This window comes from Micromonospora sp. NPDC050784, assembly GCF_044456765.1.
In the GTDB taxonomy this organism is placed as follows: domain Bacteria; phylum Actinomycetota; class Actinomycetes; order Mycobacteriales; family Micromonosporaceae; genus Micromonospora; species Micromonospora foliorum.
Map to the genome: position 1 here is coordinate 39,130 of NZ_JBITGG010000019.1, position 15,666 is coordinate 54,795.

Sequence of the window (15,666 nt, forward strand, 5' to 3'; positions counted from 1 at the left end):
GTCACTCGCCGTCCGTCGGCACCAGAGCCTGCACCTCGGCGTACGACGGCAGTCCCGCCGGTGTGGTGGGCCCGCCGAGGCGGACGGCGTCGGCGGCGGCGAGCGCGGCGCCCAGCGCGGCCCGGAACAGCAGCGAGCCGGTGCTGACCCGGGCTACCCCGGCCCTGCCCAACTCGGTCAGCCCCGGCCCGCCGGGCTGGTAAAGCGCGTTCACCGGCGCGTCGATCCGCTCGGTGAGCACCCGCAGTGTCGCGCCGTCGACGGTACCCGGCACGAAGATCCCGTCCGCCCCGGCCGCCCGGTAGGCCCGGGCTCGGGCGAGGGCCTGCGGCAGCGGGTCGGCCACCGGCAGCCACCACGTGTCGGTGCGCGCGTTGACGAACAGGTCCGGCACCGCGGCCTTCACCGCCGCGACCTTGTCGGCGACGCACTCGGGTTCGGCCAGGGTGCCGTCCGAGCGCCCGTCCTCCAGGTTGATCCCGACCACGCCGAGCCCGGCCAACTCCGCCACGTACTCGGCTACCTCGGCCGGGTCGTCGCTGAACCCGGCCTCCACGTCCACGCTGAGCAGCACCGGCAGTCGGGCCAGCCGGCGGGCCAGGGCGAGGGTCTCCGCCGCGGTGGCCGCCGCGCCGTCGGGAAGGCCGGCGGTCGCGGCGACCCCGAGGCTGGTGGTGCCGACGGCCGGATGCCCCCGCGCGGCGAGGGCCGCCGCCGAGGCGTGGTCCCACGCGTTGGGCAACAGCAGAGGGCGGCCGGCGTGGTGCAGGGCGTGGAAGGCGGCACGACGTTCGATCATCGGACGATCACCTCCAGATTCGTTGGCACACGCAGGGTCGGGTGTGGCGCGTGGCGCAACGGGGTCGGGCTGCGCCGGCACCGTTCCCGCAGCACGTCGAGCACCCCGGTGGCCAGCGCCAGGGCGTGTCGGTCGCCGGGGCAACCCCGCTCCCCCGTCCCGAACGTCAACAGACCGGCACCGGGCCGACCGGGCTGGAACCGCGCGGGCTCGGTGAACGCCTGCGCGTCACGGTTGGCGGCGTCGAAGCGCAACAGCACGCGACTTCCCGCTGGCAGGTCCTGCCCGCCCAGCCGTACCCCGTCGACGGTGACCCGTCGGGTGGCCCGGACCGGCGGGTCGAGGCGCAGCACCTCGGCCAGCAGGTCGGCGGTCCCTGCCGTGGTCGGCACTGGGAGAGCGGCCGGGGGGAGCAGGTGATGGGCGGCGGCGCCGATCAGGCCGGCGGTCGCGTCGCTCGCCTGGACCAGCAGACCGATCAGGTTGGCCCGTACCGCCGGCGGACCCTGCGGCGCGAGCGCCAGCAGCGCCGCCACCGCCCGGTCGGCCCGCGCGGTCAGGGCCAGGTCCACCCCCGGGTGGTACGCCGCCGCGACGACCGCGACCGCCGTCCCGGCGGCTGCCGGATCCGCGAAGCCGAGGCGATCGGCCAACGCCCGCAGCGGCACCGGCCGGGCCAGTTCCCGCATCACGTCGAAGCGGTCGCCGACGCGGTCGAGGACGTCCATGGTCAGTCGCGCCGCATCGTGTCGGAGGTCGTCGGGGTTCAGCGGGGCCAACGCCGCCACGACGACGGCCCGACGCTCACCGTGCCGTTCCGGTGGACTGAACCGGCTGACGGTGGCGCGCAGCCAGGCGAGGGTGCCGGGTTGACCGGTGCCGACGGCCGGCACCTGGAACGCCGGGTCGGTCAGCGCGGCGCGCAGGTCGGCGTGGCGCGTCACCGTCCAGCCGCGCTGCGGTTCGAACGAGGGCGGCCCACACGCCGGTGTTCCCGGGGCGGGCGCGATGACGGGCCAGTTGTCGGTCATCGCCCGACCGTAGGGCGGGAACGTTTCGCCCCGCACCGAACGATTCCGCCGCTGTCACCTGTGGGTCGCCGCTGTCACCTGCGGGTCGCCCGTCAGGCGCGGCCGCTGGTGGGCGGCGGGGCTACCGGCGGGTCGAGGGTGTGTTCGGGGATGGCCAGGGCAGCGGCCAGGCCAGGGCGGCCGGTGGGAGTGAGACGGACGGCGCGGCCGGCGCCCCGGCTGACCCAGCCAAGGTCGGTGAAGCGGCGGCAGAGCGCCGCGCCGAGCGCTCCGGCCAGGTGTGGGCGGCGTTCGGTCCAGTCCAGGCAGTCGCGGACCACCGGGCGGCGGGCGGCGCGCAGCACGTCCACGGGTACGCCCAACCCGGCCGCCCAGGCCCACCCGTCGGGCGTCAGCGTCAGCCCGCTGGACCGGTCGAGTCGACGCTCGCTGAGCAGCGCGTCGTACATCAGCACTCCGAGCCGTCCGGCGAGGTGGTCGTAGCAGGTTCGGGCGTACGCCAGGGAGGCGGTGGCGGTCGCCGCGCGCAGCGACCCGGTCGGTGTGGGCGCGGCCGGGGCGTGCCCGGCCAGGTCCTCGATCAGCTGGGCCACCGACGGCCCGGCCAGCCGCAGGTAGCGGTGCCGGCCCTGCCGTTCCTCGACGAGGAGCCCACCACGGACGAGTCGGGTGAGGTGGTCGCTGGCCGTCGACGGGGCGACCCCGGCGCGCCGGGCCAGCTCACCGGCCGTCCACGCCCGCCCGTCGAGCAGCGCCAGGCACATTCCGGCGCGGGTGCCGTCGGCCAGCAGGGCCGCCAGCTCGGCCATCCCCCGGCCCTCGGTGCCAACGCTCATCGCCCCAGTCTAGGAAGGCAGACGCCGAGCCGGTGAACAGCGACCCGGGGGCCTCCGTCACGTGGACGAAGGCCCCCGGGGCTGGTGATGCCGAGAATCAGGCCGGCGGCGTCGGGATGAGGTGCGCGGCGAAGCTGACCGCGGACGGGCTCACCTTCGCTGCCGCCATCCCGCCGGGGGCGGCGAACCGCCGGTCCAGCGCGATGGTGGTGTTGTTCCGGTTGCGGTAGACCACCACGAAACCGGGTCCGCCGGAGTTCTGGATCGGCACGATCGTGGGATCGGTGGCGGCGGTGGCGGCGGTCGGGTCGCCAGGGTTCTCGTACAGGCGCAGCCACTCACCCCAGGTGCCCGAGCCCTGCTCGGTCTCGTACACCCGGTACATCTCGTTGTCGGACCCGCGGGCGACAACAGCGATCCGGCCCAACGCCGGGTCGAGGATCGCTGCCGGGGATCCGGCCGCGGTGAACGTACCCACCGTCTGCCAGGTGGCCGGCCAGGCCCCACCCAGTTCCTGCTTCTTCAACAGCAGCGAACCGTCGGCCGCACGCGCCACCACCGCGGTGCGCGGGCCCTGGATGAGGAAGGCAGCCGGCAGCCCGGTCACGTTCCCGCCCAGGTCGGTCCAACCGGTGAGGGCGCCATCGGTCGAGTAGACCGCCGTCTTGATGGTGCCGGTGCTGGTGGTGGCGACCAACTGAATCCCGGTGCCGAGCGCCACAGTGGCGAGGCCACCGGCGAGGTCGACGTCACCCAGGCTCTTCCACGACGCGGTCGTCCCGGTCTGACGGTAGTGCCAGAGGCGGCCGTCGACGTCCACGCCGAAGAGCACGCTCGTGCCGTTGGCGAGGGTGACCGCGACCGGAGGGGCCGCCAGGGTCGCGCCGAGGTTTCCGGTGGTCGCCCAGGTCGCGGCGTTCGCCGCCGTCTGGGCGCCGGCCCAGACCGTACCCGTGGTGTGCAGGGCGCTGATCTGCGTCTGCTTGCTGGCACCCAACACGTTGAGCGCCGGTTGCCCGGTGAAGGCCTCCGCGCCGAACAGCGGGATGTGCTGGACGTTACTGAAGTCGTCGGGGTTCTGCTGGTGCACGACCCGCACCTGACCGGTGTTGTCAGTGTGCGCGTAAACGATGGTCCCAAGCGCGCTGCCTCCGCTCGGCTCTCCCTGCAACGCAGACGAGCGAGAGAAGGACGCCACCGGCAGGAACGGCATCGGGTCGGCGAACCAGCCTTGCAGGTCGACCAGGATGTGCGCAGTACCGCCGCTGACGTTCTTGATCCGAACTTTCCCCTCGGTGCCCAGCTTGGTCACCACGAGGCTCGATCGGGTGTTGTTGGCCCCGGCGGGGAAGTCGGCCGTCGAGGCGGAGTTCGGAGTGCCGTCAAGCGGCGTGACGGTGAGATACCCGGCGGCCGCGGGGCCGACCACGTGCACGTTGAGGACGGCGGCGGCGATGCCGCGAGTCGGCAGGCCGTTGGTGCCGCCGACCGCGACGTCGACGGAGCCGCTCGCGGGCAACGGCTGGGCGCCGGTGGGCAAGCGGCTGTCGTACAGCCGTGTCGCCGGGATCGGACGCAGACCCGCGCCGGTGGTCGGGCTGTTGGTCCAGTACCCCTGGACCGTGATGGCGACGTGCACGGCGGGCCCGCGAGCCTCCAGTTGCACGTTGCGGCTGCCATCGGAGCTGAGCTTGACCGCCATCACCATAGACGTGGTGGCCTTGACGTAGTCGATGGCGACCTTCGCGGTCGCGCTCGACCCGACCGTCACCCAACCGCTGCCGGTCGAACCTGTCACGACCACGTCGAGCATGATCGCCTTCGCGGTGCTGGGCACCAGCCCGCCACCGGAAAGGTTGGCAGTGCGGGTCCCGCTGGTGGGTAGCGTGCCGGTGGCGATCCCCAGTCCTACTCGGCTGTCGACCACCCGCGTGTGGTTCACCGGCACGAAGCCAGAGCCGACGCTGCCCGTGGCTGTGGTGTAGTAGCCCGCCACGTCCACTCTGATGTGCAGACTGCCGGCCAGGTTGTAAACCGCAATCTTGCCGTTCGCGCCCGGCTTGACCACCGTCGAGTTGGTGATCACCTCGCCGGCGGCGGCATTCAGCTCCGAGGTCGTCCGGCTTGTCTGGTCAGGATAAACGGACAGGAACGTGTTGGCGGTCGGGCTGATCGCCGTCACGTCCACCATCAGCGCGCTGACACCCGTGGCCGGAACGCCGCCGATTCCCAGGGCAGTGAACGACGTGACCGATCCGGCGCCTCGGGTGCCGGCGGTGCTGCCGATACCCGTGCGGGTGTCGAGCAGGGCGACGGTGTCGATCGGTACATAGTCACCACCCCTGCCAGCGGCGTCGGCGCTGGCCCCCGACGGCGCGACGAGGACAGCCGCAGCCGCGACAAGACTTATGACGAGCGTCTTGACGGCCAATTTCTGCAACGACAAAGCTCGGGCAGATCTCAAATTATCAGCCTCCAGGCAGTAAGGGATCACCCCGGCAGCGAATTATCCGCGTATAGCCGGCGAGGTTAACGGTCGAACTTCTGCGGCAGAAGGCCGCTGTCCCACAACTCATCCAACGTCCGGAAGAACTCCGCGCCCTTACGCTCCAGTGCTTTCCGATCGTCGCGAGACATATGGCTCAATGGATCATTGAAACGAAGCCTGTCGGGGCGAGGGCCGACCGAGCCGTGGTAACGCCGACAGGAGGCGCACCACGTATAACTAATAATCGTCGGCCTGCCCTGGCGGTCAGAACCGTACATGTACGTTCTGACTCCTTTGTTTCCACAAGCTGGGCACAGCCGTTCCACTGGCTGATCCACGAAGCGCGGCCCCGCAGCCAGCGCCTGCACCTCAGCTGCGTCAAACACTCGCATGGGTCAATTGCCTCTCGTCCGAGCATTAAACCTGTCCAACATCCGCCTACCATACGCCTCGGCCGCTTCCTCAAAACCGAGCGCACCCTTCGTTCGATGATGGAAGATTTCGTGGAAGACCGTCGTGACGGCCTCATCCATATCTCTCAGCCCAAGGTCCGAGATCTGAATCAGAGGTTTCCCTGTGGCGCCCAGTTCTGGAACGCCATTGATATGAGGGCTGTTACCAAAAGCCAGGCCACCGTCCGGTTGCAAGATCTCCGGTACGCGCTCGACGTCGTATTTCCGGACGCTCATGCCAGCCCGGCCGAGGCTCCTCTTGAGCTGGCCGACCGTAACCGCAGCACCATTCCGTCCGCCAGGGAAACTCTGTGACAAGCCACGGAAGGGTCCTATTTGAACGCCACGGCCAGCGGAAGTCAGCAGACCGCGTGCTTCTCCGATACCTGCGCTGAGCGCCTTGCTACCCGCCGACTGGAGACCCCCGCTCAGCCCGCGGATGCCCGCTCCCAGCGCCTGGCCCGCGATGGAGCCGAGCGCACCGCCAGCAGCACCGAACAGGCCGCCCATGGCGGTGGCGCCGGCGAGGTCCCAGCCACGCTTGCCGTCCATGTAGCCGGTGACCGCCGAGCCGACCGCGCCGGCGAGCGCCCCGCAGGCCACCGCACCGACACCGGTCCAACCGATGGCCGCGCCGCAGCCCAGGCCGACGACGGCACCGACGGCGAAGCCGGCGATCTCGGCGGCGTGCTCGTCGACGAACTGGGTCGCCTTGTCCCACATCTTCTCGGCGCCCTCGACGAGCGGCGCCAGCTTCTGTGCGGCCGCCAGCCAGAGGTTCTGTTTGAACTTCTGTGGGTCCTGAATCGCCATTGTGGTGAGCGCGACGACGCTCGCCGCCATCTTGAAGCCGGTGGAGACCACCTTGCCGAGCGCGATGAGCGGCTTCGTCAGGGCCTGGATCACCGGCAGCTTGGTGAATTTGACCGCCTGTTTGATGGCCGACTTCGCGGCGGCGGTCACCGCGACCTTTGCCTGGTAGATGCGTTGAGCGACGACCTTGGCCTGTTGTTTCGCCCAGTCGGCGGCGCGGGCCAACTGGTTGTAACCGCTCCGAAGCGCACTGCCAACGATCTTGACCGCGTTCACGGCCTTGTTGGCGATCCACTTCGCGCCGTCGGAGATCACCCGGCCGACCGCCTTGATGCCGGACCAGGCGTAGTGGACGGCGGTGGACACGAAGTTCCGGGCGTAGTTGAACGCCGTGGTCGCGCCACTGACGACGTTGGAGACGGTGTTGCTCACCGCGCTCGCGGCCCGCTTCATCCAGCGCGGCCAGTGGCCGTCCGGGTCGTCGAAGTCCAGCGGGGCGCCAGCACCGTAGGTGTAGCGGTTGGCCAGGATCGAGTCGCCGGAGGTGTAGTTGACGCTGTCCCGCGAGGTGAAGGTGCCGGTGCCGGGCTGGTACCAGCGGGCGCCCATGTCGACCTGCCCGGTGTCCGGGTCGGTCCAGTCCCCCTGGAAGCCCAGCCGGCCGGTGCTGCCGGTGCTGCTCACCTTCTTGCCGAACGGGTCGTACGCGGTGGAGTCGTTGAGGGTGGACAGTTGGGTGTCGGCCGGGTTGATGGCCGCCACCACGTCACCGTGGGCATCGGTCAGCGACAGCCGCTTGTTGGCGGCCTGGGCGGTGGCGAGCAGTTCGTCGTTCGGGCCGCGGCCGTAGTACTCGTACCCGTCGTGCACCACCTCGTCGCCCAGGCCGGCGTAGACGAAGGAGTTGCCGGTTCGGGACGCCACCCGGTCCAGACCGTCGTAGTTGTAGGTCTGGTCCTGCGCTCCGGTGAGTCGGTCGAAGGCGTCGAAGGAGAACTGCTCGGCCAGGCCTGAGCTGGTGCGGGTTCGCAGGGTGCCCCGTGCGGTGTACGCATAGGTGTAGTCGCCGTCGGAGAGCAACCGGTTGCGCTCGTCGAAGGTCGCGGTCTTGGAGCCGGCCCGAACCCGGTTGCCGCTGGCGTCCCAGGCGTACGTGACGGTCCCGGCCGGGCTGGTCCAGGAGATCAGCCGGCCGGCCTTGTCGTAGTCGTAGGTGTTGGCGCCGGCGCCGGCGGTGCCGGTGGTGTTCTTACTGGTGAGGTGGCCGTTCAGGTCAAAGCCGTAGGTGACCGAGGCCACCGTCTGGCCACCCGCGTTGCGCAGCACGTCGCTGGCGACCCGCCCGTAGTCGTCGTAGCCGAAGGTGCGGACGCGGCCGGCGCCGTAGTCGACGGTCTTGACGTCACCGGCGGCGTCGTAGTCAAGCTTCTGCTGCTGGCCGGTGATGCTGTCGGTGAGCGTGTCGAGGCGACCCTTGATGTAGCCGAAGGTGGCCGTGCCGGTCAGGTCGGTGCGGCTGGTCACCCGGCCGTCGTCGTTGTAGTCGAAGCTCGCCGTGCCGGACGGGCCGGCGGTGGACAGCAGCCCGCCCCGGTCGTTCCAGCTGTAGGTGTTGCTGCCACCGGGAGCGTTGACACTGGTCAAGCGGCCGTCCTGGTCGTAGTCCAGGGTCCGGGTCGCGGTCGGCGTGTCACCCCCGGAACCGGTCTCCACGGTCAGTCGACCGGCCGCGTCGTAGGTCCGCGTGCGGCTCACCCCACCGGGGGCGCTGAGCCGCACCGCGTTGCCGTCGGCGTCGTACGCGACGGTCCAGGTGCGGTCCGCGGCGGCCGGGTGGTTCGCCGTGGACGGCTCGATCGCCGACTCCGGGAGGCCCAGCGTGTTGTACGTGTAGATGGTGGAGTTGTTGCGGCCGTCGGTGTAGCGGGTGCGGTTACCGGCGGCGTCGTACCCGAACGTGGTGGTGATCGGGTCGGTGTCGGTCGGCTCGACCTGCTTGACGAGCTGGTCCGCCGCGTCGTACTCGAAGGTGGTGACGGTGTTGTAGGGGTCCTTCGACGACGTCATGTTGCCGGCCACGTCGTAGCCGTAGGTCTGGGTGCGCAGGACGGTGCCGTCGGCCTTGAGGTTGAGGGTGCTGACCCGGTTGCCGAACTGGTCGTACCCGCTCCGGGTGGTGCGGCCGAGGCCGTCGGAGACGCGGACCTGGCGACCGGCGAAGTCGTACCCGAAGATCGTGGCCTCGCCGGTCGGCGCGGTGCTGCGGGTGATGTCGCCGGCCCCGTTGAAGGTGTTGACAGTGGTCGCCCCGGTCGGGGACGACGACGAGGTCAGGTTGCCCGCGTCGTCGTAGGCGAGCTTGCTGACCAGGTTGCGGGTGGTCGGCCGACGCTCGACGACGGTCTGGGTGACCTGCCGGTCGAGGTCGTCGTAGGTCGACTCGACCCGGGCGCCGGTCGGGCCGGTGACCGAGAGGACCTCACCGGTGCGGGTGTAGGTGTAGCGGGTGAGGGCGCGGTCGTCGTTGGTCTTCGACGGTTCGTCCCGTACGGTCAGCCGGTTGAGCTGGTCGTAGGTGTAGCTGGTGACGCCCGCCGGGTCGGTCTCCTCCAACACGTTGCCCACGGCGTCGTAGCGGCGCTTGTGCTCCGGGGTGACCGTCTGGGACACCCCGGGAGCCTGGTACGTCGGCGCGAGGCTGCGCACCACCCGGCCGAGCTTGTCGTACTCGGAGGTGGAGACCCGGCCGAGCGGGTCCTTGACCGCGACCTGCTCGCCGAAGGTGTTGTAGCCGATCGAGCTGGTCGGGTTGGTGGGTACGGCCGGGTTGCCGTCGCTCTCGGCGAGGACGGTCGGGCCGCTCTGCCCGATCTGACGGCCGAGTTCGTCGTACCGGAAGGTGCTGGTGTACTTCGCCTTGTCGGCGCCGCTGACGTTGCCGCGCGGGTCGGTGACCGAGGTACGCAGGCCGCGACGGTCGTACGTGTAGCTGGTCACCCTGGTCTCGCTGCCGGCGGTGACCTTTTCGGTGAGCACGTTCCCGGCGTCGTCGTAGGTGTAGTCGACGACCTCGGAGGTGGCCAGCACCTCCCAGTTCAGGTTCGACGGGTTGCCGGTGCGGACGGTCTGGGTGACGTTGCCGTTGAGGTCGTAGGTGAAGGTGTTGGTGCGGCGCACCCCGCTCGGGTCCAGCACGGTGCTCTTCACCTTGCCGGTCTTGTCCGGCGTGTGGTCGGTGATCTGGGTGCCGTTGGCGCCGACCTTGCGGGTCACGTTGCCGGCGCCGTCGTAGGTGTTCTCCTCGACGACGTAGTCGCGCTTGGAGCCGTCGGGGTTACGGAAGTCCTTGAGGGTGATCTTCTCCAGCAGGTCGTCGCGGTAGTACTTGTACTCCAGTCGCCGACCCATGGCGTCGGTGTCGCTGGCCAGCCGCCCCGCGAAGTCGTACGAGTAGGAGTGCAGGACCAGGTAGTCGCCGGTGCCGGTGCCCGGGGTACCGGCCGGGTCACTGCGCCAGTCCCGCAGCCGCACCTCGGCCACCTTGTTCTGCGCGGTGTACGCCCAGTCGTAGCGGTTGCCGTTGGCGTCGGTCATGGTCGTCTTGTTGCCGAACCGGTCGTAGCCGTAGCTGGTCTCGTTGCCCTCGGGGTCGACGACCCGGACCGGCCGGCCCTCGTCGTCGTAGTCGGTGCTGGTGACCCGCTCGGGGTCACCACCGAGCAGGTCGGAGACGGTGACCTTGGTGGGGTTGCCGTCGGCGTCGTACTCGTTGACCGTCCGGCTCTGGTGCTGCTTGCCGGTGACGGCGTCGGTGGTGACCGGGCCGGTGACGGTGGCGACCCGCGAGTGTCCGTCATAGGTGATCGTGGTGGTGACACCCGCGGGATAGGTGTCGGAGATGACCTTCTCGGTGATCCGTCGGCCGAGCGCGTCGTAGGTGTACTCGGTCACCAGCCCGGATGGCTCGGTCACCTTGTACAGGTCACCGTTCGTGTAATAGGCGTAGCGGGTCACCTTGGAGCGCCCGTCGGAGCTGGTGGCCAACAACCCGGACGGAGAGATGCCGTTGATGCCGGCTTCCGCGCCAGTGGTGTAGGTGTGGGTGACCGTGCTGCCGTCGGGGTTGCCCTGGCTGAGGAGCTGACCGGTGTAGTGGTACGAGAAGGTGGTCCGGTAGTTGTTGTCGGTCGGTCCGCTGGAGCGGCCGTCGCGCTGCTCCACCGCCAGGTCGACGCGCGGGTCGAACTGGTCGGTGATGGTGGTCGAGTAGGTGTAGTAGTTCGTGAAGCACTGCGTGGAGGTACGGCAGCTCTTGCGGGTGGCGAGACGACCCTTGCTGTCGTACGTCATCTCGACCGTGTCACCGTTCTCGTTGGTGACCTTGCTCTGCTGGCCGTCCTCGTTGTAGGAGAACGAGCGGATGGCCATGCCGTCCAACGGGTGCCGCACGAAGATCGGCCCACCGGCGTCACCGGGGATCACCGTGCAGAAGGCCGGGTCGTTCGGGTCGGGCTGGGTGCAGACCTCGGTCGGCGGCGGGGTCGGGGTCGGGCTGGTCTGCCCGGGGCGGTCCTCCTCGCGGGTCTCCAGGCCGAGCGGGGTGCCCGAGCGCAGCAGCCGACCGGCGAGCGCGTCGTACTCGTACAGGTAGGGTCGGTTGGCCGGGTCGAGGACCTGGACGCTGCGCCGCAGGTCGGTGTCACCGCCGTAGACGGTGGGCTGGCCCACCTTCCAGGTGCCGCCGTTGTCGTCGGTGTACTCCTTGACCCGGTCGGTGGCCGTGTCGTACTCGACCTCGGTGGCGACCCGGCCGCTGGGCAGGGTGACCCGGGTCAGCTGCTGGGCGGCCGGCTTGGCGTACTGGAAGTGCGCCTTGGCCGTGTCCGGGCCGATCGGGTGGGAGTAGACGGCGACCTCGTCGATCGTGCCGGCGAAGTTGCGCTGGGCGGTGCTGCCCCAGGCCGGCCAGGAACTGGGCGTGGTCGCCGACGCGAGGCCGACCTGGTTGAACGTCAGCAGCGAGTGCTCGATCGGCTGCCCGGCCAGGTCACCGACCTTGACGCCGTCGAGGTACATGGTCTGGGTGTTGGCCATCGCGGAGAGCACCACGTGGTGCCACGTGTTGTCGTTGACGGTCTTGCCCGAGGTGATCGGCGCGATCGTGCCGGTGGCGAACTGGCCGCGCAGTTTGCCGTCGGTGCCGGTGTAGAGCAGCGGAACGCCGCTGGTGGCGGCGGTGCCGACGGCCTTGTCCTGGTAGCCGATGAGCGGGCCACCGGTCTGGGTCAGGCCGATCTTGAACCACAGCTCGACGGAGACGTCCCGGCTCTTCTTGACCAGCCCCTTGGGCAGCTCCAGGTAGGCCGAGGTGCCGTTGAAGGCGGCGGCGGTGCCGTTGGTGCCCTCCAGCACACCGGGCTGACCCAGCGTGACGTTGTTGCGGTACGTGCCGGCGTCCTTGCCGAGGTTGATCGCCACGTCGCTGGCCGCGCCGGTGCCCTCGGCCTCGCCGAGGTGGTAGTACGAGTCGGGCTTGGCGTCGAGAACGGCGGTGCGGTAGTGCGAACCGGCCGCATAGTCGTAGTTGGTGCAGGCGGACTCCGGGCCGCAGACCTTCGTCAGCAGGTCACCGTTGTACGTGTAGTTCCACGTCAACCTCGCGCCGTTGACCTGGTCGGTGCTGACCGTGGCGATGTGGTTGCCGTTCCACGTGAAGGTCAGCGAGCGGCCGGCGGTGTTGGTCTGGCTGTTGGAGACCTGGGCCTTGGCGAGCTTGCCGGTCATCGGGTCGAGGATCAGGTTGACCGAGTGCCCGGAGTTGTCGGTGATCTTCTGGAGTTTGTTGAGCAGGGAGAACTGGTAGGTGCTGCCGGAACGGTCGATCAGCTTCCAGTTGCTGCTGTCGACGGTGAGTTTCGCGACCCGGCCCGGTGGCGGCGCGTACGTGCCGTCCGGGTTCTTGCCGAACCGCACCTCCTGGCCGTCCGGGTAGCGGACCACCACGTTGCCGGTGCCGTCGTTGTCCGGGACCAGCGTCATGTCGTACCGGCTCGACCAGCCGGCGCCGAAGACACCGGACGTGCGGGGGTCGAGGCTGTTGTAGGTGCGGACCAGGTTCAGCTCCGGACCGACGGTCACCACCGTGGCGTCCACCGCGGAGGTGGCGAAGTTGCCGGTCTGAGCGTCGAACTCGCGGCCCTGCTCGGCGTTGGGTGAGGTGGCGATGCGGGACAGCAGGTCCGGTTGTGGCACTGAGCTGATCATCGTCGAGTACGGCGAGATGACCTCGTTGGCGCTGTCCTTGACGAAGGACCGCCACAGGTAGCTCTTGCCCCAGACCATCCGGCCGGCGGGCACCACCCAGGACTGCTTGGCCTGGTAGCCGGAGTTGGTGCAGTTGGTCGCCGCGCCGGCGTCGGTGCGGTCGCAGATCTCGAACTTGAACGACAGGGTGGCACCGGGTGCGGCGTCGGTGTCCACGGCCCGGGCCCAGAGCAACGGGGTGAGCGTCGGGGCCTGGTAGCCGTTCTCCGGGTAGAGCTCCTGCACCACCGGCGGCACGTCGAAGACCTGGAGCACGATCCGACCGGGTGGCACCTGGTGGTCGGTGAAGACCGCCCCACCGGTACGCACCATGGTGAAGTCGAGGAAGTAGGAGCCGGGCTCCAACCGCTTCACGGTCGCGTCGAGGGTGACCTTCGCGCCACGGGCCAGGGTGGAGGGCAGGTTGGCCGCCCGCTGCTGGGTCACCGCGGCGCCGGTCTGCGCGTTGTAGACCCGGTACGCGAGGTAGTAGTTGGCCGGCGTCCATGCCTCGGCGCCGAGGTTGGTGACGGTCACCTTCACCTTGCCGTCCTGGTTACGCAGGACGGGCGGCTCCGGGGTGGGCTTCGGGATCGCGTACCCGGCGTTGTACGGGCTGTGCGTGACGTAGAGCGCCGGGGGGTTGGCCGTGCCGGTACCCGCGAACTTCTTCCACGCCGAGGTGTCGGTCGTGGACGCGCGCAGCGAGAGACCGTTGTTGGCCTGCTGGCCGTTGACCCAGCGCTGCACCAGATTGCGGCCGGCGGCACCGAGGTCGAACATCTCCCCCGCCGCCGGGCAGGCGGACTGGGACTGGCCGAGGGCGACGTACCCGTGGGCGAACGAGCGGCTGACCAGCGAGCCACCCACCGCCGGCCCGGGATACGAGTAGCCGGTGCCGGCCGACCACGACCCGGTGACCGGGTGGACGGTGACCGCGCGTGCCTTACAGGAGGCCGCGTCGAAGTTGACCGCCGAGAGGGCCGCGCCGTGGATGGTGTGGTTCTGGAGTCGGCTGACCAGGTCGCCGAACTTGAGGTAGGCCGCCGCGTTGGACCCACCGGAGCGGCCGACGAGCAGCTCGCTGCTGCCGGACGTGGAGCTGTCTCCGTGCACGTACATGCTGCTGTCGGCCTTGACCGCGTCGACCGGCGGGCCGACGGTCGGGTCGGCGGCCACCGGGTACCGCCGGTCGGGGTCGGACAACCAGGCCCGGTCGAGGGTGACCTTCAGCGCCGTCTGCCCACCCGTGGTGACCAGTTCGTAGGCGACCTTGGTCGAGGTGGCGGGACCAGCCGTTCCCGAGCCGGCGTCCATCATGTAACCCGGCGGGATGACCCCGCGCTGGTGCCCGTCCCGGTCGCTGAGGACGACCTGACCGTCGACCAGCTTCGCGGTGAGGTTGCGCAGGCTCAGCGGGAACACGTACGAGGTGGGCGCCTTGGCCGAGTGCAGGACCAGGGTTTCCTTCACCCCACCGGCCCGGGGCTCCAGGCGAAGGTCGACGTCGGGGCGTACGCCGGGGTAGGTGACGGCGTTGCCGTCCACCCGGCCCGGTGCGTTGGTCGCCTCGGCCAGACCGAAGCCGAACTCGGTGTCACCGTCGAAGCTCACCCGGGCCACCTGGCTCGCGGCCCCGTTGCTGGCGAGGTGCAGACCGACCGAGTCGGCGGCGGTCCCCCACCCGTCGGCGGCCGGCACCAGAGTGTGGTCGATAGGCGCCCAGGTGCCGTCCGGCTTGCGGTAGTTGATCGGGGCGGAGGAGAACTCGGTGGTCTGGGTGCCGTCGGCGTTGTCGAACACCCGCTGGTTGACGCCGCGCTCGGCCGGCCGTTCCCGGCTGGTCCGCTTGTCGAAGCCCTTGGTGTCGTCGACGGGTGCGGTCGCCACCGACGCCTTGTTGCGGCCGGGGGCGGGCTTGTCGGCGAGCTTGTGCAGCGGGTACTGCCCGCGCTGCGACTTCGGGAGGTCCCGGTTGGGTCGTCCGGGCGTCACGTGTGCCTTGCCCGCCGCCGAGCCCCATGCCTGGGTCGGCTTCGTGCCGCCACCCCGACCGGTGGAGGCGACACCGTCGCGGTCCCGAGCACCGCCCGCGGGCAGCGCGGTCACTCCACTGCCGCCCAGGTTGAGCATCAGCACGCCGGCCAGGGCGGCCACCAGGACGGACCGGGTGGTGCCGGAGCCGAACACCGAGCGTTGCCGGGGTAGCCGACCACGCAGATCGGTCAGCCGACCGCGCGGGTCGGGCAGACGCCGAATGCTGAAGGACATGGTCACCCCTGGATCGAGGACGGGCGGAGAGGCGGAGGGAGGCACGCGAGAGCCGCGGAACCGGCTACGGTCACGCGGAGCTGTGGGCGATCGCCGTTTCCCTCACGGGCACGGCGGTACCACGTCGACCCATCGGTCGACGGAAATTTCAGGAGAATCGAAGAGGCAGATCGGGTGGACGGAACTCACGTCGGAACGGATCGCCCAACAAATCCGGTATCGCCTCGGCACGGCAGAAAGCCGCCAGCTTCGCGGTCACAGCTTCACACCCCCGTGTGCTGCTACTTGTCGATATGCCGCTGTAGGTTGCAGCACGCCCAATCGGCTGTCAAGCCGCAGCGGCGGAGGTCTTCCTGATCAGCACTACGACCTGGGACGATTACTTTCCGTCAAGATCCGGGTCGTTTGGCGGCTTAAGTCCGTTTACTGCTCGCGTCGACCGACTCCCGGATGTCCATCATGGACGCTGGCGAAGTTCACGGGTCGGACCGAGACTCCACGCTTGGCAGGCGACCCACGGTCGTGCATGATGGGCCGCGACCGTGGTGGATGAATCACTCGCCGCACACAGTGGATTCTTTGCAGATGCGGCGATAACCGCAGACCAATCAATTCACTACGGTCGTTCTATTATTCTCGGGGGAGGATGACACAATCGTGTCCCAGTTGACCA

At 69.7% G+C, this 15,666-nt stretch carries 5 protein-coding genes; all 5 read right to left on the minus strand.

Annotated elements, in window-relative coordinates; translation table 11 throughout:
• Nucleotide 1: 1 nt before the first annotated feature.
• The 5 genes from ACIBD9_RS24180 to ACIBD9_RS24200 all read right to left on the minus strand — a co-directional run bounded on the left by ACIBD9_RS24180 (nucleotide 2) and on the right by ACIBD9_RS24200 (nucleotide 14,993).
• Nucleotides 2-799 (minus strand): isocitrate lyase/phosphoenolpyruvate mutase family protein, encoded by a 798-nt coding sequence (locus ACIBD9_RS24180; RefSeq protein ID WP_396721071.1) that lies wholly within the window; start codon nucleotides 797-799, stop codon nucleotides 2-4.
• Nucleotides 796-1,830, minus strand: a complete 1,035-nt coding sequence (locus tag ACIBD9_RS24185) for a cytochrome P450 (RefSeq protein ID WP_396721073.1) — start codon at nucleotides 1,828-1,830, stop codon at nucleotides 796-798. Before ACIBD9_RS24185 ends, ACIBD9_RS24180 begins: the two co-directional genes overlap by 4 nt.
• A gap of 92 nt (nucleotides 1,831-1,922) precedes the next feature.
• Nucleotides 1,923-2,666, minus strand: coding sequence for an ArsR/SmtB family transcription factor (locus ACIBD9_RS24190; RefSeq protein WP_396721075.1), 744 nt, complete (start codon nucleotides 2,664-2,666; stop codon nucleotides 1,923-1,925).
• Nucleotides 2,667-2,763: 97 nt separating this feature from the next.
• Nucleotides 2,764-5,160: a hypothetical protein gene (locus ACIBD9_RS24195; protein ID WP_396721077.1), complete on the minus strand. Its 2,397-nt coding sequence runs from the start codon at nucleotides 5,158-5,160 to the stop codon at nucleotides 2,764-2,766.
• Nucleotides 5,161-5,549: 389 nt separating this feature from the next.
• Nucleotides 5,550-14,993 (minus strand): DNRLRE domain-containing protein, encoded by a 9,444-nt coding sequence (locus tag ACIBD9_RS24200; RefSeq protein ID WP_396721078.1) that lies wholly within the window; start codon nucleotides 14,991-14,993, stop codon nucleotides 5,550-5,552.
• Nucleotides 14,994-15,666: the final 673 nt, after the last annotated feature.